The 26077-nt window shown below is 64.8% G+C and carries 21 protein-coding genes; 7 read left to right on the top strand and 14 right to left on the bottom strand.

The window, feature by feature from the left end; all coding sequences use genetic code 11:
• Positions 1–76: 76 nt before the first annotated feature.
• Together AC5ZGW_RS11405 and AC5ZGW_RS11400 are read right to left on the bottom strand one after the other, a co-directional pair.
• Entirely contained in the window at positions 77–1756 is a 1680-nt protein-coding gene (locus AC5ZGW_RS11405) for an SGNH/GDSL hydrolase family protein (RefSeq protein ID WP_463327140.1), read from the bottom strand.
• A 147-nt stretch (positions 1757–1903) separates the two neighbouring features.
• Positions 1904–3238 carry a lytic murein transglycosylase gene (locus AC5ZGW_RS11400; protein ID WP_496113915.1) on the bottom strand — a complete coding sequence of 445 codons (1335 nt, stop codon included), beginning with the start codon at positions 3236–3238 and terminating at the stop codon, positions 1904–1906.
• Between the two features lie 249 nt (positions 3239–3487).
• Here AC5ZGW_RS11400 and AC5ZGW_RS11395 point away from each other — a divergent pair, with 249 nt between their 5' ends.
• Positions 3488–4369 carry a UTP--glucose-1-phosphate uridylyltransferase gene (locus tag AC5ZGW_RS11395; protein WP_130226494.1) on the top strand — a complete coding sequence of 294 codons (882 nt, stop codon included), beginning with the start codon at positions 3488–3490 and terminating at the stop codon, positions 4367–4369.
• A 136-nt stretch (positions 4370–4505) separates the two neighbouring features.
• Here AC5ZGW_RS11395 and AC5ZGW_RS11390 read toward each other — a convergent pair whose 3' ends face one another.
• Positions 4506–5999 (bottom strand): GGDEF domain-containing protein, encoded by a 1494-nt coding sequence (locus tag AC5ZGW_RS11390; protein ID WP_130226493.1) that lies wholly within the window; start codon positions 5997–5999, stop codon positions 4506–4508.
• Between the two features lie 137 nt (positions 6000–6136).
• On the opposite strand from AC5ZGW_RS11390, the gene AC5ZGW_RS11385 reads away from it, so the two are divergent.
• A complete protein-coding gene (locus AC5ZGW_RS11385; protein WP_130226492.1) occupies positions 6137–6415 on the top strand; it encodes a DUF7662 domain-containing protein in 279 nt (92 codons plus the stop codon).
• A gap of 101 nt (positions 6416–6516) precedes the next feature.
• On the opposite strand, the gene AC5ZGW_RS11380 is transcribed toward AC5ZGW_RS11385, so the two are convergent.
• Complete coding sequence (locus AC5ZGW_RS11380; RefSeq protein ID WP_028163738.1) at positions 6517–9393, bottom strand: EAL domain-containing protein; 2877 nt, start codon at positions 9391–9393, stop codon at positions 6517–6519.
• Between the two features lie 119 nt (positions 9394–9512).
• Entirely contained in the window at positions 9513–10514 is a 1002-nt protein-coding gene (locus AC5ZGW_RS11375; RefSeq protein WP_130226491.1) for an NAD(P)H-quinone oxidoreductase, read from the bottom strand.
• Positions 10515–10668: 154 nt separating this feature from the next.
• Here AC5ZGW_RS11375 and AC5ZGW_RS11370 point away from each other — a divergent pair, with 154 nt between their 5' ends.
• Entirely contained in the window at positions 10669–10860 is a 192-nt protein-coding gene (locus tag AC5ZGW_RS11370; RefSeq protein WP_130226490.1) for a DUF1192 domain-containing protein, read from the top strand.
• 267 nt (positions 10861–11127) lie between these two features.
• Here the strand turns inward: AC5ZGW_RS11370 and AC5ZGW_RS11365 are convergent, their stop codons facing one another.
• Complete coding sequence (locus tag AC5ZGW_RS11365; protein ID WP_165435263.1) at positions 11128–11319, bottom strand: hypothetical protein; 192 nt, start codon at positions 11317–11319, stop codon at positions 11128–11130.
• Between AC5ZGW_RS11365 and rcdA the strand changes: the two genes are divergently transcribed.
• On the top strand, positions 11318–11830 hold the full coding sequence (gene rcdA, locus AC5ZGW_RS11360; protein WP_165435262.1) for a protease adaptor protein RcdA: 513 nt from the start codon (positions 11318–11320) through the stop codon (positions 11828–11830). The genes AC5ZGW_RS11365 and rcdA overlap by 2 nt on opposite strands.
• Before the next feature lie 207 nt (positions 11831–12037).
• Here rcdA and rpmE read toward each other — a convergent pair whose 3' ends face one another.
• Positions 12038–12265 (bottom strand): 50S ribosomal protein L31, encoded by a 228-nt coding sequence (gene rpmE / locus AC5ZGW_RS11355; protein WP_028163734.1) that lies wholly within the window; start codon positions 12263–12265, stop codon positions 12038–12040.
• A 185-nt stretch (positions 12266–12450) separates the two neighbouring features.
• Here rpmE and AC5ZGW_RS11350 point away from each other — a divergent pair, with 185 nt between their 5' ends.
• Positions 12451–14310, top strand: a complete 1860-nt coding sequence (locus AC5ZGW_RS11350) for an ABC transporter ATP-binding protein/permease (protein WP_130226489.1) — start codon at positions 12451–12453, stop codon at positions 14308–14310.
• A gap of 18 nt (positions 14311–14328) precedes the next feature.
• On the opposite strand, the gene AC5ZGW_RS11345 is transcribed toward AC5ZGW_RS11350, so the two are convergent.
• The 3 genes from AC5ZGW_RS11345 to AC5ZGW_RS11335 form a co-directional block, all read right to left on the bottom strand.
• Positions 14329–14778, bottom strand: coding sequence for a GNAT family N-acetyltransferase (locus AC5ZGW_RS11345; protein WP_028163732.1), 450 nt, complete (start codon positions 14776–14778; stop codon positions 14329–14331).
• Between the two features lie 133 nt (positions 14779–14911).
• Positions 14912–15940, bottom strand: a complete 1029-nt coding sequence (locus tag AC5ZGW_RS11340) for a peptidoglycan -binding protein (RefSeq protein ID WP_028163731.1) — start codon at positions 15938–15940, stop codon at positions 14912–14914.
• A gap of 221 nt (positions 15941–16161) precedes the next feature.
• Positions 16162–17163 carry a flagellar motor protein MotA gene (locus AC5ZGW_RS11335; protein WP_130226488.1) on the bottom strand — a complete coding sequence of 334 codons (1002 nt, stop codon included), beginning with the start codon at positions 17161–17163 and terminating at the stop codon, positions 16162–16164.
• A 590-nt stretch (positions 17164–17753) separates the two neighbouring features.
• Here AC5ZGW_RS11335 and AC5ZGW_RS11330 point away from each other — a divergent pair.
• Both AC5ZGW_RS11330 and AC5ZGW_RS11325 read left to right on the top strand, forming a co-directional pair.
• Positions 17754–18965 carry an efflux RND transporter periplasmic adaptor subunit gene (locus AC5ZGW_RS11330; RefSeq protein WP_130226487.1) on the top strand — a complete coding sequence of 404 codons (1212 nt, stop codon included), beginning with the start codon at positions 17754–17756 and terminating at the stop codon, positions 18963–18965.
• A gap of 6 nt (positions 18966–18971) precedes the next feature.
• Positions 18972–22130, top strand: a complete 3159-nt coding sequence (locus tag AC5ZGW_RS11325) for a multidrug efflux RND transporter permease subunit (RefSeq protein ID WP_130226486.1) — start codon at positions 18972–18974, stop codon at positions 22128–22130.
• Positions 22131–22239: 109 nt separating this feature from the next.
• Here the strand turns inward: AC5ZGW_RS11325 and AC5ZGW_RS11320 are convergent, their stop codons facing one another.
• From AC5ZGW_RS11320 to AC5ZGW_RS11305, 4 genes are all read right to left on the bottom strand, one after another.
• Positions 22240–23031, bottom strand: a complete 792-nt coding sequence (locus AC5ZGW_RS11320; protein ID WP_028163727.1) for an inositol monophosphatase family protein — start codon at positions 23029–23031, stop codon at positions 22240–22242.
• Between the two features lie 87 nt (positions 23032–23118).
• Positions 23119–24219: an SEL1-like repeat protein gene (locus AC5ZGW_RS11315; protein ID WP_130226484.1), complete on the bottom strand. Its 1101-nt coding sequence runs from the start codon at positions 24217–24219 to the stop codon at positions 23119–23121.
• Complete coding sequence (locus tag AC5ZGW_RS11310; protein ID WP_130226483.1) at positions 24216–24902, bottom strand: thiamine phosphate synthase; 687 nt, start codon at positions 24900–24902, stop codon at positions 24216–24218. Before AC5ZGW_RS11310 ends, AC5ZGW_RS11315 begins: the two co-directional genes overlap by 4 nt.
• Positions 24903–25928, bottom strand: a complete 1026-nt coding sequence (locus tag AC5ZGW_RS11305; protein WP_130226482.1) for a class I fructose-bisphosphate aldolase — start codon at positions 25926–25928, stop codon at positions 24903–24905. It lies immediately after the preceding gene.
• Positions 25929–26077: the final 149 nt, after the last annotated feature.

Here is a 26077-nt window from a genome sequence, read left to right as displayed (position 1 = left end):
TGCCCACCGCCTAACATTCCGCTCGCGATGGTGGGCACGCTTGCCTTTGTCCACCCTATCTTTGGAATGACTGCCGTCACCATCTCATGAAATTGCCGAACGGCGCTTCCGCGGATCGTCCGACATCCGCCGGTGGACGTGGAACGATCGAGGCCGGCGGCCGCGGCGGCGCTGTCTGCTGACGCGGCCCGGTGGCAGGCGGCGAGCCGAAGCCGAAGAAATCGCCAAAGGTCGAGGCAGGCGGCGGATTGGGCTGGGCCGGCCGGAACACACGCTTCTGCGCTGCCGGCTTTGGCGGCGCGGGAGCTGCGGCCGTCGCCGCCGGCGCTGTTCCGGCGCCCGCACCTGCGCCAGTCCCCTCGGGGGTGGTCGCGGCAACCGGCGTTTCTCCCTTGGCCTGCTCGCGACCGATTTCGCGGCGCGGCCAGGCAAAATCGTCGGCGCGGCCGGCGGGTGGCGCGAGCGGTTCGCCCTTCACCAGGGTTCGTGCCGTGAGCGGATCGACCGCGGCTGGACGCGAGCCGGGGCCGCCGAGCAACTGATCGGTGCCGACGGAGGAGGCGACCAGCGGCACAATTGGTCCCGCCAATGGCCGCGCAGGCTGGCCGGGCGTAGCACTGGCGTCAGGAGTCGCCGGCTCGGTCGGCAGCGCGATCGGTGTGGAGCGGGCGAGCAGCCGCGTCACCTCGCGGTCCACATAGTGCGCCAGCTTGCGCGCGCCGGCCTTGGTGAAGAAGACGCCGTCCGAGGTGCGGAGCTGGCGAATCTGGCCTTCGAAATCCGGGCCCTTCTGCATGAAGCGACCGGCCTCGTCGACGAAGCCATCCCAGACATCGACGTAGGTGATGCCGGCCTTGGCCGCGCTGTCCCGGTACAGCGAATCCAGGAACAGCATGTCCGATGTTCCCTTCTGGCCGCGGATCGCCGGCAGGCCGACCCACAACACCGGCACGCCCTTGCTCTTCAGCACGCCGATCAGTTCATCGATCTTCTTGTTGTAGAGCTCGACCCAGCGTTCGTCGCGGAATTCATAGACGCCGTTTGCCGAACGCGCGCTGCGCTCGGGCGCCGCGGCCTGCGGCGCGTCGGCGGCATCCTCCGGCGATAATTCGGCATCGACCGGCTTGTCGTCCGGCTTGGCGGCGCCATCCGAAGGCTTGGCGTCCTTCTTCTCGGTTTTCTTGTCGTCCTTCTTGTCGACGACAGGCTCGCGGATCGAAACGCGGTCATTGAGACCGAGTATCACCACGATCGCATCCGCTTTTTCGGTGGCGAGGATGCTCCGCGCGGCGGCGGCCCAATCGGAGGGCTCGCCCTTGGGCTGGTATTTGATCAGGCCGGACACGGTCTTGTGCTTGCGGATCACGCCCATGTCGGGCTGTTCGGAATAGGTGTCCTCGAGGCCATAGGCGAGCCAGTCTGCCATGGCATCGCCAAGCACCAGCACGTTGCGCTCCGGCGCCGTGTCGCGCTTCGCCGGCGGTGGCGCTCGCGAAAAATCCTGACGCGGCGCCTGTTGCTGCTGTTGTTGCTGCGGCGGCGCATGCTGGAAGGGAGCGAAGAAATCCCCGCCGAACCAGCCGCCGCCATTGTTGCGCGGCGCCGAGCGCTGCGGTGGACCGCCAAAGCCCGGAAAGCCGAAGAACTGCGCCGAGGCGGGGCCGGCGATCCCGACCAGCAGCGCGATCACAACCGCGAGCGCGACCAGCGGGCCGCTCTCGGTGAACATGCGCAGGAAGGACTTTGGCTTCGGCATCAAAGCTCGGTCGAAATGGATTTTGAGGACAACGCCATACTACCGGAATCGGGCCTCAAGCGGGCATATTTTCCAGCATGGATCGGGCATCCGCCCAGGTCGTCAAGGCGGCGGCCAAATAGCGGTATTTGGGTGATTTTTGGGGTCCTATCGCCCTCTCAGGCGCTCCAGCATGTCGGAAGTGGCAAATCCGTCGGCGGGCGTGCCGATCGAGGCCTGGAAACCGCGCAGCGCTTCCCTGGTCTGGCCGCCGATCTGGCCGTCCGGCGTGCCGCGGTAAAAGCCGCGCTGGGCGAGCAGTTGTTGCAGTTCCAGCCGTTCGGCCCGCGACAGCACCCGTTCCTGGCGTGGCCAGGGCTGCACGAAGGGCGGCCCCCCGCGCAGGCGGTCGGCAAAATGGCCGATCGCCAGCGCATAGGCCTCCGCCGGGTTGTACTTCATGATCACCCGGAAATTCTGCATCATCAAAAAGCCGGGGCCTTCGGCGCCGGCAGGAGCGAGCAGATAGGCCTTGCCCGTCGGGTGCGGGAACGGATGATTGTTGGCGCGTCGCAGTCCAAGCTGCTGCCATTGCGCGAGCGTCATCGCCTTGGCACGGTCGGCCATCATGTAGTTGAAGTCCTTGGGAACCACGACTTCGTAACCCCAGCTCTGCCCGGTCTGCCAGCCGTCCTTTTTCAGGTTGTTGGCGGTTGAGGCGATCAGGTCGGCCGGGTTGTCGACGACATCGCGCCTGCCGTCGCCGTCACCATCGACCGCGTAACGCTTGAAAGCGGTCGGCATGAATTGCGTCGGACCGAACGCGCCGGCCCAGGAACCGCGAAGCTGTTCGGGACGAAGATCGCCGCGATTGAGGATCTCCAGCGCCGAGAGGAATTCATCCTTGAAGTAGGCCTGCCGGCGGCCGATGCAGGCGAGCGTGGCGGTCGATTGCACCACGCTGCGGTCGCCCATCTGGGTCGAATAATTGGATTCGATACCCCAGATCGCCGCGACCGCGTAGCGGTCGACGCCGTAGGCTTTTTCCGCGGCGTCGAATTGCGCCTTGTATTTGGCGAGGATCTCGCGGCCCTTGGCGAGACGGTTGTCGTTCACGAGGATGTCGAGATAGTCCCAGATCGCCTTGGTGAATTCGGGCTGCGAATCCAAGAGATCCATGATGCGCAGGTCGGGCGTGAGCCCCGCGGTGAAGCGCTCGAAATTCTCGCGTGTGACGTTGCGTCGCGCCGCATCGGGCCACATCGAGGCGACACAATTGTCGAAATTGGCCGCCGCCTGCCGAATCGCGGCCGCCGTCATCAATGGGTGGCCGGAAGCGCCGTCCTCTCCGCTCCAGGGCGGAGCCGAGCCGTCGCCGGTGGCGGCTGCGGGCGGTGGCGAGGGGTTGGGTCCCGAGAACAGATTGCCGAACAGATCCGCGAGCCCACCCTGGGACTGGGCCAAGGCCTGATTGGAAACAAGCAGAACCGCCGCGATTATCATCGCGCTGGTTCGGCTCCTGGTCGCTGTTCCCGTCCGCCGCATGGCTCGATCTGCCCGTTCCAACGATTGGTTCAGAAGGCCTTGTGACGGTTTCCAACAGCTTAACAAAGGCGAGATTTTGTTTTGATCGGTCACAACGACAAAAGCGACGCGGCATCACACATCCGCCTTTGTTCCCGGCTGCAAACCGGATAGCAAGGTGCGATACCCGTCTCACACATTTCAAGGCTCAAGGCGCCCGACATTCCCATGAAAATCCGTAAAGCCGTCTTCCCCGTCGCTGGTCTCGGCACCCGGGTCCTGCCCGCCACCAAGGCGATGCCGAAGGAAATGCTGACCATCGTCGACAAGCCGCTCATCCAATACGTGTATGACGAGGCGAAGGAGGCCGGGATCGAGCATTTCGTCTTCGTCACGGGTCGTAACAAGGCCATCATCGAGGACCATTTCGACCGGATGTTCGAGCTCGACACCACGCTTGTCGCGCGCGGCAAGAAGGCGGAGTTGGACGTCCTGGCGCAGTATCAGCCGGAAGCAGGTGCCGTGAGCTTCACCCGCCAGCAGGCGCCGCACGGGCTCGGCCACGCGGTATGGTGCGCCCGCGACATTATCGGCAATGAACCTTTCGCGGTGGTGCTGCCGGACGAACTGGTGCTGAACACGCCGGGCTGCCTTGCCCAGATGATCGAGGCCGCGAGCAAGCTCGGCGAGAAGTCAAACCTGATCGCGGTCGAGGAGGTGCCGGACCATCTTACCCACCAATACGGCATCTGCGGCGTCGGCCCGCGCCACGCCCATCCCACCATGTTCGAGATCAACGGCATGGTGGAGAAGCCGCCGAAGGGCACGGCGCCATCCAACCTCTCGATCACCGGCCGCTATATTTTGCAGCCGGAGATTTTCGAAATCCTGGCGACGCAGGAGCGCGGCGCCGGCGGCGAGATCCAGCTCACCGACGCCATGATCGGCCTGGCGAAGACGCAGAAATTCTATGGCGTGGAGTTCGAAGGCGAGCGGCACGATTGCGGCTCCAAGGCCGGCTTCCTGCGCGCCAACCTCGCCTATGGCCTGCGCCGCCCCGAACTGCGCGACGGCCTGCTGGCGGAGATGAAGAAGTATCTGGAGAAGTGACGGCAAACGAGCTGTCGATTGCCGTCATTGCGAGCGTAGCGAAGCAATCCATTTCGCCGCTTGTGGAGGCATGGATTGCTTCGCTACGCTCGCAATGACAAGATCTGGAGAAACGGGGCCGTAACGGCGGCCTCTCTTACGCCACCAGCGACATTGTCTGCAGGCTTGCGACCACACTCTGGTTGCGGCCATTGGCCTTGGCGGCGTAGAGCGCCCGGTCGGCGGCTTCCACCAGATCGGTCCAGTTCTGGCCGGCCAGAGGCGTCAGGCTCGCGACGCCGATGCTGACGGTGGTGATGGTCTCTCCGTCACACCATTGTTCGACCTTGCGGCGGATCATCTCCGCCACGCCGAACGCTTCCACGGCGCTCTGGCCGGGCAGCAGCACGGCGAATTCCTCGCCGCCAAGGCGTGCCGTGCAATCGCCGGCGCGCCGGACCGAATCCGAGATGCAGATCGCGATGCCAACCAGCACCTGGTCGCCGGCCTGGTGACCATAGGTATCGTTGAAGGCCTTGAAATGGTCGGCGTCGATGATGAGCAGGGCGAGCGGCGTCTCATGCCGGCCGGCGCGGCGCCATTCCGTATCGATATCGGCATCGAACTTGCGCCGGTTTCGCAAACCGGTCAGCGCGTCGGTGGTCGCGAGCTCCTCGAGCTTCTCCTCGGCCTCGGCGCGGCGGCCGATCTCGCGCGCCAGAAACAGCGTGGTGCCGAGCACGAACAGGACCAGTGCCGCCATGATGGCGCCGATCCGGGTCGCCTCCTTGCGCCACAGGCTGAAGACGCCGTCCAGCGGCTTTCCGACCACGGTAAACAGCGGGCCGTTTCCGCTGCGGCGAACATAGAGCCGCGGGGTCTGGTCGATCGGGCCGGCACCGGCATAGGAGCCGTTGTTCTTCAGGTTGTCTGGAGTCCAGTTGCGCCGCTCCGCCAGGTTGGTGCCGATGACATCGAGATCGAACGGCGTGCGCATGATGATCGTGCGGTCGCGACGCAGCACCGTGATGGTGTCGCCGGGGGCAAGCGTCAGCCGTCCGAACAGTTCGTGGAAATAGCTGAAGCGGATCGAGCCCGCGACGACGCCGAGAAAACTTCCGTCTTCGCCGCTGATGCGCCGGCTCAGCACGATCGCGTAGGCGCCGCGGTGGAGCATCGGCTTTGAGATGTAGAGGCCTGTGTAGGGCTGGTCGCGATGGATGTGGAAATATTCTTCGTCGCTGCGGTTCTCGATCAGGGGATCGAGCGTCGATGCATCGTCTACCAATTGCCCCGTGCTGTCGAAGACCTGGATCGCGCCAAAGTGCTTTGCGGTGGCGGCGTGGTCGAACAGGATCAGGTGCCGGACCTCATTGCTGACTTCCTTGATCTCCGGCATCACCATGGCGCCGGCGACCGCGCGCAGCGAGAGGTCGTACAGTTCGATGTTGCGGCTGATATCGGAGTCGATGCCGGCGGCGAGGTTTTCCAGCGTCTGCCGTGCCAGCTCCTCCTCGCCGCGGCGCATGTCGAGCATGACGCTGGTGCAGATGGTGGAAAAGCCGATCACAGTCGCGACCGAGGAAGCGATCAGGAGCTTCGTCGATAGCCGCCAGTGCCGCTTTGCTTGTTGTCGCCGTTCGTTTGGCATGTTTGGTCCCGGGCCACCCTTCATGCACCGGAAACATTGTTGCCGCCTTAAACGGCGACAGCGAACCGCGAATGGGTTAACGGTTGGTTGGTTCGACTGACAATTTTCGGCAATGACGTGAATTCAAGGGACCTGAGGTGAACGATTACGGCCCATTGCGGGACTATCTGAAGAGGCAGACGCTGACCGAACTGGTGCTCAGCTTCGAGGAGATCGAGGCCATCATCGACGCGCCGCTGCCGCGCGCGGCGCAGCGCGCCTCCTGGTGGGATAGCCTGCGTAGTCCACAGGAAAGGATGCCGCAGCGTGAAGCCTGTCTCGAAGCCGGCTATGCCGCCATGCGCCAGGCCGACGGCAGCAGCGTGAAGTTCAAGCGGCTCCCCCAGCGTCGTTCCCGCGCAGGCGGGAACCCATAACCACAGGGCGTTGTTGTTAAGCTCGCTGTGGCTCCAGCGTGCTGCAAAATGCACACTTGTGGTTATGGGTCCCGGCTCAAGGCCGGGACGACAGCGGAAGATCAGCTCGCGGCTTCCAGCCGTTCCTCGGTGAGCAGGCGCATCGCGGCGTCGGCGTCCATCGGCTCGCCGAAGGCGAAGCCCTGCGCGTATTCGCAGCCGAGCTGGTAGAGCTCGACCGCATCCGAATCCGTTTCCGCGCCTTCCGCCACCACGTCCATGCCGAGGTCGTGGGCGAGCGCGATGATCGATTTCAGGATCACGGGCCGGGTGCCGCGGCTGGTGGTGCGGACGAAGGACTGGTCGATCTTGATGGTGTCGAACGGGAAGCGTTGCAGGTAAGACAGCGAGGAGTGGCCGGTGCCGAAATCGTCCAGGGAGAGCCCGGTGCCGAGCTCGCGGATGCGCGCCAGCATCTGCGCGGCGTGCTCCGGATTCTCCATCACCAGCGATTCCGTCAATTCCAATTTCAGCGTGCCGCGTGCCACCGAGGAGCGCGACAGCACGGTCCTGATGTCGTGGATCAGGTCGTGGCGCAGCAATTGCCGTGAGGAGACGTTGACGGAGGCAAAGATCGGCTCGCGCGAGCGCATCGCGCGTTGCCAGATCGAAAGCTGCCGCGCGGTCTGGTCCATCACGAACGTGCCGAGGTCGACGATCAGGCCGATCTCCTCCGCGATGGAGATGAATTCGGACGGCGACATCCGCCCGAGTTTCGGATGATCCCAGCGCGACAGGGCCTCGAAGCCGGCGATCGAGCGGTCCTCGAGCCGCACGATCGGCTGGTAGAGGATGGTGATCTCCTGCCGCTCGATGGCGCGGCGCAATTCGCTCTCCAGCGTCAGCCGGTCGGTCTTGCGCGCGCGCATCGCCGGCTTGTAGACGTCGATGCGGTCGCCGCCGATGCGCTTGGAATGATACATCGCAAGCTCGGCGTCCTTGATGATCTCGTCGGTGAGCTGCGTCTGCGGGTCGGAGAGCGCCAGCCCGATCGAGGCGGTCAGGAATATCTCGCGGTCGTTGAAGGCGATCGGGGCGCGGATGGTCTTGCGGATGGTCTCGGCAAAGGCGGTGATCCGCGCCGGGTCCTGCTCCGACAACAGGATCAGGCCGAACTGGTCGCCGGCCAATCGCGCCAGCGTGTCCTGGGGTTTGAGGATGCGGGTCAGGCGGCGCGCCAGCGTCAGCAGGATGGAATCGCCGACCGCCATGCCGACGGAGTCGTTGACCTGCTTGAAGCGGTCGAGGTCGATCACCATCAATGTCGGCCGCAGCGTCGGCACCGTCTTTGCGAGATTGGCGACCGCGCTGAGGCGGTCCATGAACAATTTGCGGTTGGGCAGGCCGGTCAGATTGTCGTGGACCGAGTCATGCAGCATCCGCTCTTCGGAGTTCTTGATGTCGGTGACGTCGGTGAGCGTGCCGACGACGCGCGAGACCTCGCCGTCGGAGCCGACGACAGGCCGCGCCTTCAGCGCGAACCACATGAAATGGCCATCCGGCGTGCGCAGCCGGAAATCCTGCACCAGGCGGCCACGGCGCTGGTCGAGCACGCTGTCGAGCGCGGCACGGAAACGGTCCTGGTCGAGCGGATGCAGCACCTCGAGCCATGTCGCCGCCGGTCCTTCCAGCGTGCCGCGCTTCAGGCCAAGCAGGGCCTCGGTCTCTGGGCTGGTGAACACCTTGTCGGCGGAGACGTCCCAGTCCCAGATCAGGTCGCCTGAGCCGGTCAGTGCCAGGGCCCGCCGCTCGACATCGGAGACGACGCCGGTGGTGGCGCCGCCGCCGGCAAACGCGTGCTGCATCACCGTGAAGCCGATCAGCATCACGATCAGCACGAGGCCGCCGAGCAGCGCCGGGCCGACGATGTCGTTGGTGACGCTGCCCGCCACCGTCATGCCGGCCGCGACCACCCAGACCACCAGCAGGAACCAGGTCGGGATCAAGAGCACGGCGCGATCGAAGCCGTGGGTCGAGAGATAGACGATCAGGGCAAAGCCGGCGAAGGCGATCATGACGAGCGACATGCGCGCGATGCCGGAAGCCACCGCCGGATCGAACAGCGCCAGCGCCACCAGCGATCCCAGGAACAGCAGCCAGCCGATGGTGATGTGGGAATAGCGCACATGCCAGCGGCTCAAATTGAGATAGGCGAACAGGAACACGAGCAGCGTCGCCGCCAATATCGCCTCGCCCGCCGCGCGCCAGACGCGCTCGGCGTTGTTCGACATGTCGAGCACCTTGCCCCAGAAGCCGAAATCGACGCCGATATAGACCAGCACCGCCCAGGCGAGTGCGGCTGCCGCCGGAAACATGATGCTGCCCTTGACCACGAACAGGATCGTCAGCACCAGCGCTAGCAGGCCGGAAATACCGATCACGATGCCCTGGTAGAGCGTGAACGAGTTGACCTTGTCCTTGTAGGACTCCGGCTCCCACAGATAGAGCTGCGGGAGCTTGTCGGTGCGCAATTCCGCGACATAGGTGACGACCGCGCCCGGATCGAGCGTGATGCGGAACACGTCGGCAGTCGGGCTTTCCTGCCGCTCGGGACGGTCGCCGACCGACGGCGTGATGGTGGCGATGCGCGACAGGCCGAGATCCGGCCAGAACAGGCCGGATGAGACGATGCGGTAATGCGGCGCGACGATCAGGCGGTCGAGCTGGTCGTCGGTATTGTTGGCGAGCGCGAATACCACCCAATATTGCCCGCCCTCGCGGGCGCGGACCTCGATGCGGCGGACGATGCCGTCGGTGCCGGGCGCGGTCGAGACCTGGATGCGGTCGGTCTCGCTGCGCTGGTGGTCGAGAACGGCGGTGAGATCGATCGCGGGCGCGTCGCTGCGGACGCTGACGGCGTCAACTGCGCGCGCCGGAGCGGCGCCGACAACCATCATGAGGGCCAGCGCAAGCGGCGCAAGCCACCTGATCAGACGCAATGTCAGTACTCCGCGCTTTCACGATTCATGCGGGCGAACCAGCGCCCCGCCGCTCCCGGATAAATGCCACGAAAGCGAAGGAAATCAAAGGGTTTCCGGCTAGGCCGGCAGTGGAAGCGTTAAACGACCAACACAATTTTGCCAATATGTGCGCTGGTTTCCATTCGCCGGTGAGCGTCGGCCGCCTTTTCCAATGGGAAAGTGCTGTCCATCAGCGGCTTTACCCGCCCCTCGCGGAGTAGCGGCATTACCTTGGCCTCGATCGCCGCGACCATTGCCGCCTTGTCCGCATTACTACGGGGGCGGAGCGTCGAGCCCGTATGGTGCAGGCGCTTCACCATTAGTTTCGCGAAATTGGCGCTCGCTTTTGGCGCTCCGGCCAGGAAGGCAATCTGCACGATTCGACCCTCGACGGCGGCTGCGTCGTAGTTGCGGTCGATATAGTCGCCGCCGACCATGTCGAGGATGACATTGGCGCCGGCGCCATCGGTTGCGGCCTTCACCTCGGCTACGAAATCCGCGGTCCTGTAGTTGATCGCGCGATCGGCGCCAAGCTTGAGGCAGGCCTCCGCCTTGTCCTGTGAACCGACGGTGACGATCACCTTGGCGCCGAACGCCTTCGCAAGCTGGATCGCCATGGTGCCGATGCCGGAGGAGCCACCATGGATCAGCAGCGTCTCGCCTTTTTGCAGGCCGCCGCGCTCGAACACATTGTGCCACACCGTCATCAAAGTTTCGGGAAGCGCGCCGGCTTCCTCGATCGATAGCGACGGCGGCACCGCCATCGCCTGCCCGTCCTGCGCGATGCAATATTGCGCATAGCCGCCGCCGGCGACCAGCGACATCACGGTGTCGCCGACCTTGTGCCTGGTGGCGCCGGGACCGACCGCCACCACTTCGCCTGATATCTCGAGGCCGGGCAGGTCGCTCGCGCCGGGTGGCGGCGGATAGGAACCGGAACGCTGCGCCACGTCAGGCCGGTTGACGCCGGCCGCCTTCACCTTGACCAGGATTTCGCCCTGGCCCGGTAGCGGCACCGGGCGCGTCTCCGGCAGCAATACTTCCGGCCCGCCGGGCTTGCTGATGCCGACGACGGTCATTTGCGCGGGCAGCTTTTCCATGGTTTTTCCTTGGCGAAATGGGAGGATTCCAGACGCGGCGCGTTGATTACCCAGCCTGCATCGCGCTGGCAACCGCCGCAACGGGATCGTGACAGAGCATGGCCGGAAAGTGGAGACCGGCTTTCATGCTTGAAGCAAAGCACGGAGAACGCGCATGGCGATGGAAGATGACGACCGGCCGAGGAAGAAGATTTCGCATGAGATCGGGCAGGACCTGTCGCTGCTCTCGCTCGAGGAATTGACCGAACGCATCGCGATGCTCTCGGCCGAAGTGGAGCGCCTGCGCGAAGCGATGACAAAGAAGCGGGCCTCCAAGGAAGCCGCCAACAGCTTCTTCAAATCGTAGCGCTCACCCGTAGCCCGGATGGAGCGCAGCGCAATCCGGGACCGGTGCATCCGGCTCGCACCGATCCCCGGATTATGCTGCGCTCCATCCGGGCTACGAAACTGGTATCCTGTCCCAAACTAGGCCAATGGCCGATATGGCAAACGAAGCTTAAACAAAATCGCTCATTTACGATCAATTAAGCTTTCTCGTTTATGACTGCATCGTCCTCGTTTGGACACCGAGTGGCTCCTGTCCACTCTGTTTGACGCCTCCCTGTTATCAACTTCAAAGCCGCCGGAAACGGCGGCTCTTTTTTGGCTTTGTCACAGGCTCGTCGTTTCCGGCATTTGGCTGGAAACCATAAATCCGGATGCGGCTGGACTCTTCGCCCCGCAAGCGCAATGATTTGTTCATCATAAAGCTGGCGCAAAAGCCGGCGGTGTTCAAAATTAAAAGTGGCGTGAGGGCGTTAACCATGCTGGAGCGGTCGCAAAGCGATTCCGCACTTGTTCTGTTCAGCGAGCGGCTGACCAATTCTGCGGCATTCGGAGCCCTGTTCCGTGAGGGCATGGACCTGGTCGAGGAGACCGCCGCCTATCTCGATGGCGACGGCCGCGGCCAGGCCAAGGCGCTGGAACGGTCCGTCAGCCTGACCTATGCGACCGAAAGCATGCGCCTGACCACCCGTTTGATGCAGCTTGCCTCCTGGCTGCTGCTGCATCGCGCGGTGAAGGAAGGCGAGATGACGCTGACCCAGGCCAATCGGGAGAAGACCAAGGTCAAGCTCTCCGCGGTAGATCCGGGTCCGGCGGAACTGATCGAGAAACTGCCGCAACAATTGCAGGACCTGATCACCCGCTCGATGGACCTGCAGGCACGCGTGCGCCGGCTCGACACCACGATCCATGCGCCGCCCGCCGATCGCGCCGCGATCGGCAACCCGCTGGTGCCGCAGCTCAACCGCCTGAAGGCCGCGTTCGAACGGTAACTGCAACTCTAACCGTCATTGCGAGCCACCGGGTCGGCGCGAAGCGCCGCCCGATGACAGGCTCCGCGAAGCAATCCATGCCTGCACCCGCGGCGCTATGGATTGCTTCGCTGCGCTCGCAATGACGCGTGGAAACAAAAAACGCCCCTGATTTGGCAGGGGCGTTCGTTGAACGTCGAAAAGGAAGAAGGAAGCGCAGTCTTGCGCTCAGTCCTTTTTCAAAAAGCCGGAAAACTTCTTCTGGAACCGCGACACGCGGCCGCCGCGATCCAGGATCTGCTGCGAGCCGCCGGTCCAGGCCGGGTGCGACCTGGGGTCGATGTCGAGCTGCAGCTTGTCGCCTTCCTTGCCCCAGGTGGAGCGGGTCTGGTACTCGGTGCCGTCGGTCATCACGACCGTAATCGTATGATAATTCGGGTGAATATCGGCTTTCATGGCAGTTCCTTCGGCGCGCCGGCGCCCGTCGCAAGTGGTCCAAAGATACGGGATTTGGGCCGCTCTATAGCGTAAGGAAACCCGCAAAACAAGCCACCGGGGATCACCGGATTAGGACTCTTCCGGATTTGCCAGCCGCTTCCGCGGGGCCTATCTGAAAAACATAAAAACTGGTCCTTATCCCGATGAGCGCAGCCGAACAGCTTGACCACCCGCCCAGCCCGATGCCGCCGCGGCGCGATGCGCTGCTCGAAGGCGAAGCGCTGGTTGAAGCCACCTTGACCGAGCCGGAAGGGAAGAGCCGCGCCAGGCTGAAGCCGCTGCTGGCGCTTGCGCCCTATGTGGCGCGCTACCGCGGACGGGCGATCCTCGCTTTTATTTCTCTGACGGTTGCGGCGATCACGACGCTGATCGTGCCGGTCGCGATCCGGCGCGTGATCGACTTCGGCTTCACGGCCGAAGGCATCGCCATGATCAACAACTACTTCAGTGTGATGATCGCGGTGGTGGCGGTGCTCGCCGGCGCCAGCGCCTCCCGCTATTACCTGGTCATGACGATCGGCGAGCGCATCGTCGCCGATCTCCGGCGCGACGTGTTCGCGCATCTGATCTCGCTGTCGCCGTCCTTCTTCGATTCCGCGCGCAGCGGCGAGTTGGTGTCGCGCCTGACCGCCGATACCACCCAGATCAAATCAGCGGTCGGCGCCTCCGTGTCGATCGCGCTCCGCAACATGATGCTGTTCCTCGGTGCCGCCGCGATGATGGTGGTCACCAGCCCGAAGCTTTCCGGCTTCGTGCTCTTGGCGATCCCGATCATCGTGATCCCGCTGGTCGCGTTCGGGCGCTGGGTGCGACGCTTGTCGCGCAATGCGCAGGATACGCTCGCGGACGCCAGCGCCTATGCTTCCGAGCTGGTCGGCGCCATCCGGACCGTGCAGGCCTTCACCAGCGAGCGGCTCGCCGCCACGCGCTTCGGTGGCGAGGTCGAGCAGGCCTACGACGCCGCGCGCAGCTCCACCCGCGCACGGGCCGTGCTCACCTTGATCATCATCTTCATCGTGTTCTCGAGCGTGGTGCTGATTCTCTGGGTCGGTTCGCACGACGTGCTCGCGGGCGCGATGACGCCGGGACGTTTGGGCCAGTTTATTCTCTACAGCGCCTTTGCTGCGAGCGCCCTCGGCCAGCTCAGCGAAGTCTGGGGCGAAATCTCCGCAGCTTCCGGTGCTGCCGAGCGGCTGTTCGAGATCCTGCGGGTCAAGCCGGAGATCACGGCGCCGGCCGCGCCGCTCGCGCTGCCGCAGCCCGCGCGTGGTGACGTTGCGTTCGACAATGTCAGCTTCGCCTATCCGACGCGGCGGTCGGTGAAGACCGTCGACGGTGTCTCGTTCTCGGTGCGATCAGGCGAGAAGGTCGCGATCGTCGGTCCCTCCGGCGCGGGCAAGAGCACGCTGTTCCATCTGTTGCTGCGCTTCTATGATCCCGCCTCGGGCACGATTTCGTTCGACGGCGTGCCGATCCGGCAGGCCGATCCAAGCGTGGTGCGCTCGCGCATGGCATTGGTGCCGCAAGACACCGTGGTGTTCGCAGCGTCGGCGCGCGAGAACATCCGTTTCGGGCGGCCCGATGCTTCCGATGCCGAAGTCGAGCGCGCCGCCGACCTCGCGCACGCTACCGAATTTCTGCGCCGGCTGCCCGGCGGCTTCGAGGCCCAGCTCGGCGAACGCGGTGTGACGCTGTCGGGCGGCCAGCGCCAGCGCATCGCGATCGCGCGCGCGATCCTGCGCGATGCGCCGCTCTTGCTGCTCGATGAAGCTACCTCCGCGCTCGACGCCGAAAGTGAGACGCTGGTGCAGACCGCGCTGGAGGAGTTGATGCGCCACCGCACCACACTGGTCATCGCACACCGGCTCGCGACCGTGCTCTCCTGCGACCGCATCCTGGTGATGGAGCATGGCAGAATCGTCGAGCAGGGCACCCATGCCGAGCTGGTTGCTGCCAACGGGCTCTATGCGCGGCTGGCGAGGTTGCAGTTCGAAGGGGTTTGAGAGCTCACGATCTCGGCTCTACGGCTTCCACCGCATCTTCAGTACCGGACGTCCTGACGTCGGGTTGACGTCCTCGCCGGCATGCACAAAGCCGTTTCGTTCATAAAAACGGATGGCCCGCGCATTGTCCTTATTGACCAGCAGCGTGACGCCATCAGGCGAAAGGCGCTTGGTTTCATCGACCAGCGCGCTTGCCAGCTTTGAACCCCAATGCGCGGGATCGACCACGAGCTGGTCGAGATAGCCGCTTGCATCGATGGTGACGAAACCGATCAGCGCGTTTGCCTCTTCCGCGACGATGATGGTTGCCTTCGGCACCAGTTCGCCGCGCCAGCGCTCGCGCCACCACGCCACGCGCGCATCGAAATCGATCGTCGGATAGGCCTGCTGCCAGGTTCGCCGCCAAAGCTCGATCGCCGCGTCCTCGTCCTCGGCGCGATAGGGGCGGAGGTCAAAAGCCCCGCTCAAGCCGCCACCAACGCCGTCATGCCCGGGCTTGTCCCGGGCATCCGCGTCCTTCCTGCTCGCGACGCCAGAGAACGTGGATGGCCGGGACGAGCCCGGCCATGACGCTCTGGCGAGAGCCTGCCCAACATCGCCGTTACCGTTCCGTCAGCTTCAGTTCGATGCGGCGGTTACGCTTGTAGGCGTCTTCCGTCTGGGCGGTGTCGAGCGGCTGGAATTCGCCAAAGCCGGCGGCGACGAGCCGCTGTGCGGGCACCCCGAGCGAAACCAGATACTGCACCACCGAGATCGCGCGTGCGGCGGAGAGATCCCAGTTCGACTTGAACACCGGGCTGTTGATCGGCCGCACGTCGGTGTGGCCGTCGACGCGGAGCACCCAGGCGATCTCGCTCGGGATCTGCTTGTCGAGGTCGATCAGGGCAGCCGCGAGCTTGTCGAGCTCGGCGCGGCCTTCGGGCAGCAGCGTGGCCTGTCCGGTATCGAAGAAGACTTCGGACTGGAACACGAAGCGGTCGCCGACGATGCGGACGTCTGGCCGATTGCCCAGGATGGCTCGCAGACGGCCGAAGAACTCCGAGCGGTACCTCGACAGTTCCTGCACCCGCTGCGCCAGCGCCACATTCAATCGCTGGCCGAGATCGGCGATGCGCCCCTGCGATTCCTTGTCACGTTTCTCAGAAGCATCGAGCGCTTCTTCGAGGGCGGCAAGCTGGCGACGCAATGCGCTGATCTGCTGGTTCAGCACTTCGATTTGCGCCAGCGCCCGCGCGGAGACCAGCTTCTCGGAATCGAGCGCCTTGGTGAGCTCGGTGGCGCGGCCCTGCGCGTCGCTGCCGGCATTGGCCAGACCCTCATAGAGGCCCTTGACACGGTCGCGCTCGCCTTCGGCCGAGGCAAGTCCGGCGCGGAGCTGCGCGATCTGTTCGCCGAGGCTGAGCTTGCCGAGCTTTTCAAGCGACAGCATGTCGTTGAGCTGGGCGATCTTGGCGTTGAGCTGTTCCAGCGCCTTGTCCTTGCCGGAGACTTCCTGCGACAGGAAGAACTGCACCACCAGGAACACCGAGAGCAGGAACACGATCGACAGCACCAGCGTCGACAGCGCGTCCACGAAGCCCGGCCAGTAGTTGAAGCCGGATTCACCGCGGCGGGCACGGGCAAGGGCCATTTTGACTCTCTACTAGCGTTAGCAAGGGTACCTCCAGGGAGGCCGCAAGTTACACCTCTCCCGGAGGGAGAGGTCGGATCGCCTCGGCGATCCGGGTGAGGGGTTTTGCTCTATCGATAGACCGGGCGCCCTCACCCGGCGCTACGCGCCGACCTCTCCCTCCGGGAGAGGTAACCGAGTGGCTCTCGTCCGTCTTCAAGATCGACACCGTCCCCGTCTCTCTAACTCTTCTCCGGCTGACGCGCGAGGCGTTCGAGCAGGCGCTTGATCTCGCGGTTCTGTTCGCCCTGGCCGTCGGCCCATTCCCGGATCATCTGTTGCTCGGTGCGCATATGCGCAACCAATCCCTGGATCGCTTCGGCCAGATTGGCCATCGCCGCGGTGGTGCCGCGGGTTCCCGCGCCTTCCTCCACCGCGACACGCAGCCGCTCGATCGCGTGCTGCAGGTTGCCGCCACCACCTGCGGCGGCCACGACGCCGTCACCGGCGTATTCGCGCACCGTGGTCGCAAGCCAGTCCTCGAGATCGGTATAGAAACGGTTCTGTGCCTGGCTGGATTGCAGGTCGAGGAAGCCGAGGATCAGGGAACCGGCGAGGCCGAACAGCGAGGACGAGAACGAAATGCCCATGCCGCCGAGCGGGGCGGCGAGGCCCTCTTTCAGCGTGTCGAACAGCGCGCCGGCGTCGCCGCCGACCTTCAATCCATCGATCACCTTGCCGACCGAGCCGACGGTTTCGATCAGGCCCCAGAAGGTGCCGAGCAGGCCGAGGAACACCAAGAGGCCCGTCATGTAGCGCGAGATGTCGCGTGCCTCGTCGAGGCGGGTCGCGATGGAGTCGAGCAGGTGCCGCATCGTCTGCTGGCTGATCGACATCCGCCCGCTGCGCTCGCCGCCGAGGATCGCCGCCATCGGTGCCAGCAAGGTCGGCCGCCGGTCGATCGCGAGTCCGGGATCGGCGATCCGGAAATTGTTGACCCATCGCACCTCGGGATAGAGCCGGATCACCTGGCGGAAGCACAGGATGATGCCGATCAAAAGCACCGCGCCGATCAGCGCGTTCAGCCCCGGATTGGCGAAGAAGGCGACGAGGATCTGCTTGTAGAGGACGATGGCGATCAGCGCGCACAGCACCAGAAATACCAGCATCCGCACCAGGAAGATCCGTGGAGAGGACAGTTTGCTGAGTTCGGTCTCCATGTCGGAGCGGGGAGAGGAGGGCATTGCCGGCATGTCCGTTGCGAAAAGCCGCGTTGGGCAGCCAATATGGCACAGCGGCCAAGGGAAGAAAGACAGGAAACCAGTGATTCGGGGCGGAAGCGGAACTGGACGGCGACCGCCGCGATGTCATCCACCGAAATCGTCTCGTTCGATGATGTTCCGCGCATCATCAATTGGGCGAATCGCCGACCTCGGCTTAGCGGGACGCGCACCCGATCCTCATTCGGCCTTGATCGCGAAGGCCGGCGGACGGATGCCTGCACCGGATCGCTGGAGAGGGAGAAACCATCGGAAAACGCCGGAAGCCGATTCTCCCCGATGCGCGCTCGAGAAAATCGGGTCTCAGCGGCTGCGTCGGAGAAGGCGCAGTCCGTTACCCCCACAAGCTCCGATGGAACCAGTTTCACAATCCGGTGAATCGGAGAAAAATATGCTAATTCAATATGTTCTCCGTATGTGACATTGAGCCGCCGCCGTCATGTATTGCGTCGCAGCACCCCCACCTTATCCTGAATAGCGTGACAAGGCGGAGTCGGCAGAGACACCGCGTGTCCATGTGTGTTCAACAATTCAAACTCGGGGCGACGCTTTCAATGTCCGGACTACGCGCACGAACGGCATGCATTCTCCTGATGCTGGCCGCCACGGCGCCACTGCTAGCCGGCTGTGATGAGCCGACTGCCGCAACCGCTGCGTCGGAGGCGGCGCCCGAACCCGAGGTGAGCGTTGTCGTCGCCAAGCCGCAGCCGCGCGCGGTGCTGCGCGAGCTGCCCGGCCGCGTCGCGCCGACGCGCGTCGCCGAAGTCCGCCCGCGTGTTTCCGGCATCGTCGTCGAGCGCCTGTTCCACCAGGGCACCGAGGTGAAGGCCGGTGATCCCCTGTATCGCATCGACCCGCGGCCATTCGAGGTCGAGGTGCAGTCCAATCAGGCTGCGCTCGCGCGCGCCAAGGCTGTGCTCGATCAGGCCGCCCAGCATGCGCATCGCGTTACGACGCTCTACAGCCAGAAGGCGATGCCCGAGGCCGAGAACGAGAAGGCGATTGCCGCGCAACGCCAGGCCGAAGCGGATGTCGCGGCCCGCGAGGCGGATCTCGCGCGGGCCAAGCTCAATCTGGATTACGCCACCATCCGCGCGCCGATCGACGGCATCGTCGGCGCCGCGCTGGTCAGCGAAGGCGCCCTGGTGGTGCAGAACGATTCCACCTCGCTTGCGACCATCCAGCAGATCGACCCGATCTATGCCGACTTCACCCAGTCGGTCACCGAGCTCAACCAGCTACGCCGCGCATTCGAGACCGGCGAACTCGACCGCATCGCGCCTGACGCGATGAAGGTGCGCCTGTTGCAGGACGATGGCACGATCTATTCGATTCCCGGCAAGCTCTTGTTCTCCGACGCCAAGGTCGACGCCTATACCGGGCAGGTGACCCTGCGTGGCGAGTTCCCCAATCCAAGACGCGAATTGTTGCCGGGCATGTATGTGCGCGTGCTGATCGAGCAGGGCATCGATTCCGACTCGATCGCGGTCCCGCAGCAGGCGATTCAGCGCAATGGCGGTGGCGGCAGCGAGGTGTTCGTCGTCAAGGACGACGGTCGCGTCGCGGTTCAGCCCGTGCGTACCGGCTCGCTGCAGAATGGGCAGGTGTTCGTGACCGAAGGTCTGAAGTCCGGCGACCGCGTCGTGGTCGAGGGCTTCCAGAAATTCGCGGCAGGCGACAAGGTCCGGCCGCAGGCATTCACCGAGGCGGCGGATGCTTCGATCGTTGTGCCGGGGGAAAATAAAGCCGCGCAAGCGCTGCGGTGATCCGAGATGGCGAGCTTTTTCATCGACAGGCCGATCTTCGCCTGGGTCGTCGCGCTCTTCATCTGCTTGATCGGCGCGATCTCGATTCCGCTGCTGGCGATCGCGCAATATCCGATCATTGCGCCGCCCTCGATCTCGATCTCGACCAGCTATCCCGGCGCCTCGCCGGAAAATCTCTATAACAGCGTCACCCGGCTGATCGAGGAGGAGCTGAACGGCGCCTCCGGCATCCTCAATTTCGAATCCACCAGCGACTCGCTCGGCCAGGTCGAGATCATCGCCAATTTCGTTCCGGGCACCGAAACCAGCCAGGCATCCGTCGAGGTGCAGAACCGCCTCAAGCGCATCGAGGCGCGCCTGCCGCGTGCCGTGATCCAGCAGGGCATCCTGGTCGAGGAAGCGTCCAGCGCCGTGCTGCAGATCATCACGCTGAACTCGACCGATGGCAGCCTCGACGAGATTGGCCTCGGCGACTTCATGATCCGCAACGTGCTCGGGGAAATCCGCCGCATCCCCGGCGTCGGCCGTGCCACGCTGTATTCGACCGAGCGCTCTTTGCGCATCTGGATCGATCCGGCAAAGCTGGTCGGCTATGGCTTGACCGCCGACGACGTCAACAAGGCAATTGCCGCGCAGAACGCGCAGGTCGCCTCGGGCAGCATCGGTGCCGAGCCGGCGACGGACTCGCAACGGGTCTCGGCGCTGGTTCTGGTGAAGGGCCAGCTCTCCTCGCCGGACGAGTTCGGCGCCATCATCCTGCGCGCCAATCCTGATGGCTCGACCGTGCGCCTGCGCGACGTTGCGCGGCTTGAGATCGGCGGCCTCAGCTACCAGTTCCAGACCCGCCTCAACGGCAAGCCGACGGCGGGCCTCTCGGTGCTGCTGTCGCCGACCGGCAACGCGCTCGCGACCGCAAGCGCGGTGGAAGCCAAGATGAAGGAGCTGTCGCGCTTCTTCCCGGCCAACATCTCTTATGAGATCCCCTACAACATCACGCCCGTGGTCGAGGCTGCGATCGAGAAGGTGCTGACGACGCTGGTCGAAGCCGTGGTGCTGGTCTTCATCGTGATGTTCCTGTTCCTGCAGAACATCCGCTACACTATCATCCCGACCATCGTCGTGCCCGTCGCGCTGCTTGGCGCCTGCGCCACGCTGATGCTTCTCGGCTATTCCATCAACATGCTGACCATGTTCGGCATGGTGCTGGCGGTCGGCATCCTCGTCGACGACGCCATCGTCGTGGTCGAGAACGTCGAGCGCATCATGGCCGAGGAGGGCTTGCCTCCGAAGGAGGCGACCCGCAAGGCGATGTCGCAGATCACCGGCGCCATCATCGGCATCACGCTGGTGCTGGTTGCCGTGTTCATCCCGATGGCGTTCTTCCCGGGATCGGTCGGCATCATCTACCGCCAGTTCTCGGTCACCATGGTCGCCGCCATCTCGTTCTCGGCGCTGCTGGCGCTGTCGCTGACGCCGGCGCTGTGCGCGACATTGCTCAAGCCGGTCACGGCCGGGCACGGCCATGCCCGCCGCGGCGTGTTCGGCTGGTTCAACCGCACGCTCGATGCCGGCCGCGACGGCTATACGCGCACGGTTGGATGGACGCTGAAGCGCACCGGACGGCTGATGCTGATCTATGTCGCGCTTCTGGTCGGGCTTGGCTGGGGTTTCATGCGGCTGCCCGGCGGCTTCCTGCCGGTCGACGACCAGGGCTTCATCACCACCGACGTGCAGACGCCGTCGGATTCCTCCTTCGCCCGCACCGAGGCCGCGATCGAGAAGGTCGAGAAATATCTCCTGGCGCGCTCTGCCATCGAGAACGTCACGTTTCTCACCGGCTTCAGCTTCCTCGGCCAGGGCTTCAACACCGCGCAGGCCTTCATCACGCTGAAGGACTGGTCGGAGCGCGGGCCGAAGGATTCGGCGGCCGCAATCGTCGCCGACATCAACCGCGACCTTTCATCGATCCGCGACGCCAAGATCTCGGCGCTGCAGCCACCTCCGATCGACAACCTCGGCAACTCCTCGGGCTTCTCGTTCCGCCTGCAGGACCGCGGCCAGAAGGGTTACGCCCAGCTGATGGCCGCCGCCGACCGCCTGATCGCGGAAGCCAATGCCAGCCCCGTGCTGCAGAAGGTCTATATCGAAGGCCTGCCGCCGGCGCCGCAGGTCAATCTGGTGATCGACCGGGAAAAGGCCGGCGCCTTTGGCGTCACCTTCGAGGACATCAACAATACGATCTCGACCAATCTCGGCTCGAACTACATCAACGATTTCCCGAACCGCGGCCGCATGCAGCGCGTCGTGGTACAGGCGGACAAGTTCACCCGCATGAATGCGGATGATATCCTGAATTACAACGTCAAGAACAACCGCGGGCAGCTCGTGCCGTTCTCCTCCTTCGCCACGGTCGAATGGCAGAAGGGACCGACCCAGATCGCGGGCTTCAACTATTATCCCGCCGTGCGCATCTCCGGCGAGGCGCGAGCCGGCTACACCTCGGGCGATGCCCTGAACGAGATGGAGCGGCTCGCGAACAGATTGCCGCGCGGGTTCGGCTATGAGTGGACCGGACAGTCGCTGCAGGAGAAGTTGTCGGGCTCGCAGGCGCCGTTCCTGCTAGGCTTGTCGGTGCTGGTGGTGTTCCTCCTGCTCGCCGCGCTGTACGAGAGCTGGACGATTCCGATCGCGGTGCTGCTGACCATACCGCTCGGCGTCACCGGCGCGGTGATCGCCGCGAGCATGCGCGGGCTCGCCAACGACGTCTATTTCACCGTCGGCCTGATCACCATCATCGGCCTTGCCGCCAAGGACGCCATCCTGATCATCGAATTCGCCAAGGACCTGCGCGCCCATGGCAAGCCGCTGCTCGAGGCGACCATCGAGGCCTGTTCGCTGCGTTTCCGCCCGATCCTGATGACCGGCCTCGCCTTCGTGTTCGGCGTATTCCCGATGGCGATCGCCAGCGGCGCCGGCGGCGCCAGCCAGCAGGCGCTCGGCACCGTCGTCATGGGTGGCATGATCGCGGTCGTGATCCTGGCGCTGTTGATGGTCCCGGTGTTCTTCGTCAGCGTTCAACGCGTGCTGGCCGGCGACCGCGAGCCGAAGGAGGCGGCGCCGCAGCAGCCGCATGCGCCACCGGCACCGGCGCGGCCAACGCACTGACATGTCATTGCCGGCTTGACCCGGCAATCCATCGCCAAAACGACTCTTTGCGAAGATGATGGATGGCCGGGTCAAGCCCGGCCATGACGACTTGGTTGCAAAGAAGCAACTATCCCAGCGGCTTCAAAATCTTCACCAGTTCGCCGTGCACGAATTCGTTACCGCAGACCACGTGTCCGGTTTGCAACGGATCGTCATTGCCCTCGATGCCGCTCACGGTGCCGCCGGCCTCGCGCACCATGATCTGCCCGGCTGCGATGTCCCACGGGGAGAGGTTGCGTTCCCAATAGCCGTCGAGGCGGCCGGCGGCGACGAAGGCGAGGTCGAGCGAGGCGGCGCCGAAGCGGCGGAAGCCGGCGACCTTGTTCTGCAGCACGGCCATCTCCTTCAGCGCCAGTCCATGGTCGCCGCGGCCGATATGGGGCAGGCCGCAGGCGACCACGCATTCGTCAAGCCTGCGGCGGCCGGCGACGCGCAGGCGCTGGTCGTTGAGGAAGGCGCCCTTGCCGCGCTCGGCGATATAGAGCTCGTCATTGGCGGGGTTGTAGATCACCCCCGCGATCACCGTGCCCTCGCGCGCCAGCCCGATCGAGATCGCGAATTGCGGGATCCCGTGCAGGAAGTTGGTGGTGCCGTCGAGCGGATCGACGATCCAGCTATGGCTCTTGTCGGTGCCCTCGCGGGTGCCGCCTTCCTCGCCGATGAAGCCGTAGCCCGGGCGGGCCTTGGCGAGGTCGGTGTAGAGCATCTCCTCGGCGCGCTTGTCGGCCAGCGAGACGAAGTTCGCCGGCCCCTTCAGCGACACCTGCAGGTGCTCGATCTCGCCGAGATCGCGCTTGAGGCTGCGGCCGGCGCGGCGCGCGGCCTTGACCATGACGTTGATGAGGGCGGAATAGAGCATGATGGAGGGCTTGTCGGTGGGAAAACGGCCCAAGCGCCGTCGGGGATTTCCGACTGCGTGCCCTCTCGGGATGGCGCCGTCAAGGCGTCATTTGCCGGTGCCGAGCCAATTGCGTGCGGCCTCCTCGGCCTTGGCGCGGTCCTGCGGGCTCATGTCCAGCAGCATCTCGTCCAGTTCCGGATCGCCCTTGCCTGCGGTCTTGGCGACGGTGTGCCATTTCAACGCCTCGACCTTGTCCTGCGGCACGCCCTGGCCGGTGGCGAGCAGGCGGGCGAGGCGGTTCTGCGCGATTGGCGAGTTCTGCCGGGCCGCCTTGCGCAATAGCGCCACCGCCGCCGGCTGGTTCCGCGGCGTGCCGGAGCCGTTGTAGAGCGCGATCGCATATTCGACCTCGGCATCGACATTGTCGGCGAGCGAGGCGGCCTGCAACAGCCGCACCGATTTCTCGAGATCCTTGGGCACGCCGGTGCCCTCCTTGTAGAAGGTCGCGAGCGCGTACTGCGCCTCGGGACTGCCGGCGTCGGCCGCCATCCGCAACAATTCGGCACAGCGCTTGAGGTCCTGCGGCAGCGTCTGGCCGTCGAGATAAAGCAGCGCCAGATTATAGGCCGCCTTGGGATTGCCGAGTTTGGCCGAGGACGCCAGCAGCTTGACCGCCTCGTCCTTGTTCACCGGGCCGCCGCGGCCGGCAAGCCGCATCATCGCGAGCGCGAACATCGCCTCGCGGTCGCCGGCGTCGGACCCGCGCTGGTACCATTCGGCCGCCTTGCCGTAATCGCGCTTGACGCCGAGCCCGTTGGCATAAAGCTCGCCCAGCATCGTCATCGCCTTGGGGTCGCGGGCGTAGTTTGCGCGGTTGGTGGCGAGGTCGAAGGCGGTCTTGTAGAGGCCGCGCTGATAGGCGCCATAGACGAGATCGACATTGGGATCGTCGAACGGGTGCGTCGGGGTCGGCGATGGCGAAGGTGAAGGCGACGGCTTTGGCGTGGCCGGCTTCTTTTCCGCCGCGGCCTTCGGCTTTTCCGCTGCTGCCTTCGGCTTTGGCGCAGGCTTCGGCGCCTCCTTTTTCGGAGCCGGCTTGCTGGCCGGCGCCTGTGCGGCGGGCGGCGTCAGCGAAATCTGCGCGACCGCGCCCGTCGTCAGCACGGCGCAGCCGAGCACCACCGCTATCGGACGCAGCAGACTCATTCCGGAGTCAGTCCTGCCCTTGCCTTCCCAACCGCGCTCGCATGCGCTTCGCGGATGGTCGCGCCGACCTCGGCGAGCGCTGTGCCAGCGCCGCGCTGGTCGGCGAAGATGAAATCGCCGACCAGGACGAAGTCTGCGCCGGCGGCTGCAAATTCGAAAGCCTCTTCACGCGAAATGGCGTAGCCGACGCAGGGCGGCTCGAACAATTCGTCCCACCAGTTGAGCCGCTCGGCGATCGCCTGCGTCGAGGGCCGCTGCCCGCTCGCACCGGGCTCGCCGAACAGCACGTAATCGGCGCCGAGTTCGCCGGCGGCCATGGACTCGTGGCGCGTCGGCAGCCCGCCGACGCCGGCGATGCGGTCCGGCTTCAGCGACGGCAGCGCGTCCTCCAGCGCGGCAAGACCGGTGAGATGCGCGCCGTCGGCGCCGGCGCGCGCGACGAGCTCGACATGGCCGTCGATCAGGAGCGCCGCGCCGGCGCTCTGGACCACCGGCGCCAGCGCTTTCACGCGCGAGATCATCGTGCGCTGGTCGGTCTCGCGCAGCCGCACCAGCACTGCCGCGACATCGGCCGCGGCGAGCAAAGCGGGCAGGCTTGCGATGAGTTCGGAGGGATCTTCCACCACCGGCGTCGCGAGATAGAGGCGCGGCGCCGGGCGCGGCGGAACGGGCTTTGCGGCCAATTATGCCACCTTCTTTTCCAGGCCGGTCTCCCACTCGCCCTTGCTCGCGAGCGCGTTCATGCGTGCGCGGTGGGTGAAGGCGCGCTGGCCGGCCGCGATGTTCTCGGCCTTGCCGGACCACGCCTTCTGCGGCGCCGCCTGCAGCGCGCGGCCGTAGGAGAAGGTGAGTTTCCAGGGCAGGCCGCCGATCCGGTTCATGGCGTCAAGATGCGCGGTTGCCTCTTCGTCGCTCTGGCCGCCGGAGAGGAAGGCAATGCCGGGCACGGCCGCGGGCACGCAGGCCTTCAGGAGCCGGATGGTCTTTTCGGCAACCTCCTGCACCGATGCCTGCTTCGGGCTCTTCTTGCCGGATATCACCATATTCGGCTTCAGCACCATGCCTTCGAGTGCGACGCGCTGCACGAACAGTTCGTGGAATACGGTGTTGAGCACCTGCTGCGTCACCTCATAGCAGCGGTCGATGTCATGGCCGCCGTCCATCAGCACCTCCGGCTCGACGATCGGCACGATCTGCGCCGCCTGGCACAGTGCGGCGTAGCGCGCCAGCGCATGCGCGTTGACATGGATCGCGGTCGTGCTGGGAATCCCCTGTCCGATGTCGATCACCGCGCGCCATTTCGCAAAGCGCGCGCCGCGCTCGTAATACTTCTTCAGCCGCTCGGCCAGCTTGTCGAGGCCGACGGTCACGAGTTCGCCGGGGCAGGCGGGCAAGGCTTGCGTGCCCTCGTCCACCTTGATGCCGGGGATGCTGCCGGCCTGCTCGATCAGCTTGACCAGCGGCGTGCCGTCCTTCGCGTTCTGCCAGATCGTCTCGTCATAGAGGATGACGCCGGAGACATATTTGCTCATCGCCTCCGTCGAGCGAAACAGCATCTCGCGGTAGTCGCGCCGATTCTCCTCGGTCGATTCCACGCCGATCGCGTCGAAGCGCTTCTTGATGGTCCCTGAGGATTCGTCGGCGGCCAAAATGCCCTTGCCCGGGGTGACCATGGCAAGCGCGATCTTGTTGAGGTCAGCGAGATTCATGGAACGTCCTCCAGATGGTTCATGCCCTTGCAAACCAAAATAGGCGGTTATCGGGCAATTGCCTAGAAAACGTTCGCCGCGGCCGGCGGTCGCGCAAGCCGGAGCAGGATTAACATTAAAATCGAACAGCGACTACAAATCGAACGACC

The organism is Bradyrhizobium sp. Crot121 (assembly GCF_059512385.1).
The sequence above is the reverse complement of the archived record's forward strand: the minus strand, read 5'-3'. Positions and strand labels throughout refer to the sequence as shown.

What these genes read in the sequence shown, in the direction of transcription:
- AC5ZGW_RS11405 (WP_463327140.1), bottom strand. Translation starts at nt 1,756, where the DNA reads ATGCCGAAGCCAAAGTCCTTCCTGCGCATGTTCACCGAGAGCGGCCCG.
- AC5ZGW_RS11400 (WP_496113915.1), bottom strand. Translation starts at nt 3,238, where the DNA reads ATGATAATCGCGGCGGTTCTGCTTGTTTCCAATCAGGCCTTGGCCCAG.
- AC5ZGW_RS11395 (WP_130226494.1), top strand. Translation starts at nt 3,488, where the DNA reads ATGAAAATCCGTAAAGCCGTCTTCCCCGTCGCTGGTCTCGGCACCCGG.
- AC5ZGW_RS11390 (WP_130226493.1), bottom strand. Translation starts at nt 5,999, where the DNA reads ATGCCAAACGAACGGCGACAACAAGCAAAGCGGCACTGGCGGCTATCG.
- AC5ZGW_RS11375 (WP_130226491.1), bottom strand. Translation starts at nt 10,514, where the DNA reads ATGGAAAAGCTGCCCGCGCAAATGACCGTCGTCGGCATCAGCAAGCCC.
- AC5ZGW_RS11370 (WP_130226490.1), top strand. Translation starts at nt 10,669, where the DNA reads ATGGCGATGGAAGATGACGACCGGCCGAGGAAGAAGATTTCGCATGAG.
- rcdA (WP_165435262.1), top strand. Translation starts at nt 11,318, where the DNA reads ATGCTGGAGCGGTCGCAAAGCGATTCCGCACTTGTTCTGTTCAGCGAG.
- AC5ZGW_RS11365 (WP_165435263.1), bottom strand. Translation starts at nt 11,319, where the DNA reads ATGGTTAACGCCCTCACGCCACTTTTAATTTTGAACACCGCCGGCTTT.
- rpmE (WP_028163734.1), bottom strand. Translation starts at nt 12,265, where the DNA reads ATGAAAGCCGATATTCACCCGAATTATCATACGATTACGGTCGTGATG.
- AC5ZGW_RS11350 (WP_130226489.1), top strand. Translation starts at nt 12,451, where the DNA reads ATGAGCGCAGCCGAACAGCTTGACCACCCGCCCAGCCCGATGCCGCCG.
- AC5ZGW_RS11340 (WP_028163731.1), bottom strand. Translation starts at nt 15,940, where the DNA reads ATGGCCCTTGCCCGTGCCCGCCGCGGTGAATCCGGCTTCAACTACTGG.
- AC5ZGW_RS11335 (WP_130226488.1), bottom strand. Translation starts at nt 17,163, where the DNA reads ATGCCCTCCTCTCCCCGCTCCGACATGGAGACCGAACTCAGCAAACTG.
- AC5ZGW_RS11330 (WP_130226487.1), top strand. Translation starts at nt 17,754, where the DNA reads ATGTCCGGACTACGCGCACGAACGGCATGCATTCTCCTGATGCTGGCC.
- AC5ZGW_RS11325 (WP_130226486.1), top strand. Translation starts at nt 18,972, where the DNA reads ATGGCGAGCTTTTTCATCGACAGGCCGATCTTCGCCTGGGTCGTCGCG.
- AC5ZGW_RS11320 (WP_028163727.1), bottom strand. Translation starts at nt 23,031, where the DNA reads ATGCTCTATTCCGCCCTCATCAACGTCATGGTCAAGGCCGCGCGCCGC.
- AC5ZGW_RS11315 (WP_130226484.1), bottom strand. Translation starts at nt 24,219, where the DNA reads ATGAGTCTGCTGCGTCCGATAGCGGTGGTGCTCGGCTGCGCCGTGCTG.
- AC5ZGW_RS11305 (WP_130226482.1), bottom strand. Translation starts at nt 25,928, where the DNA reads ATGAATCTCGCTGACCTCAACAAGATCGCGCTTGCCATGGTCACCCCG.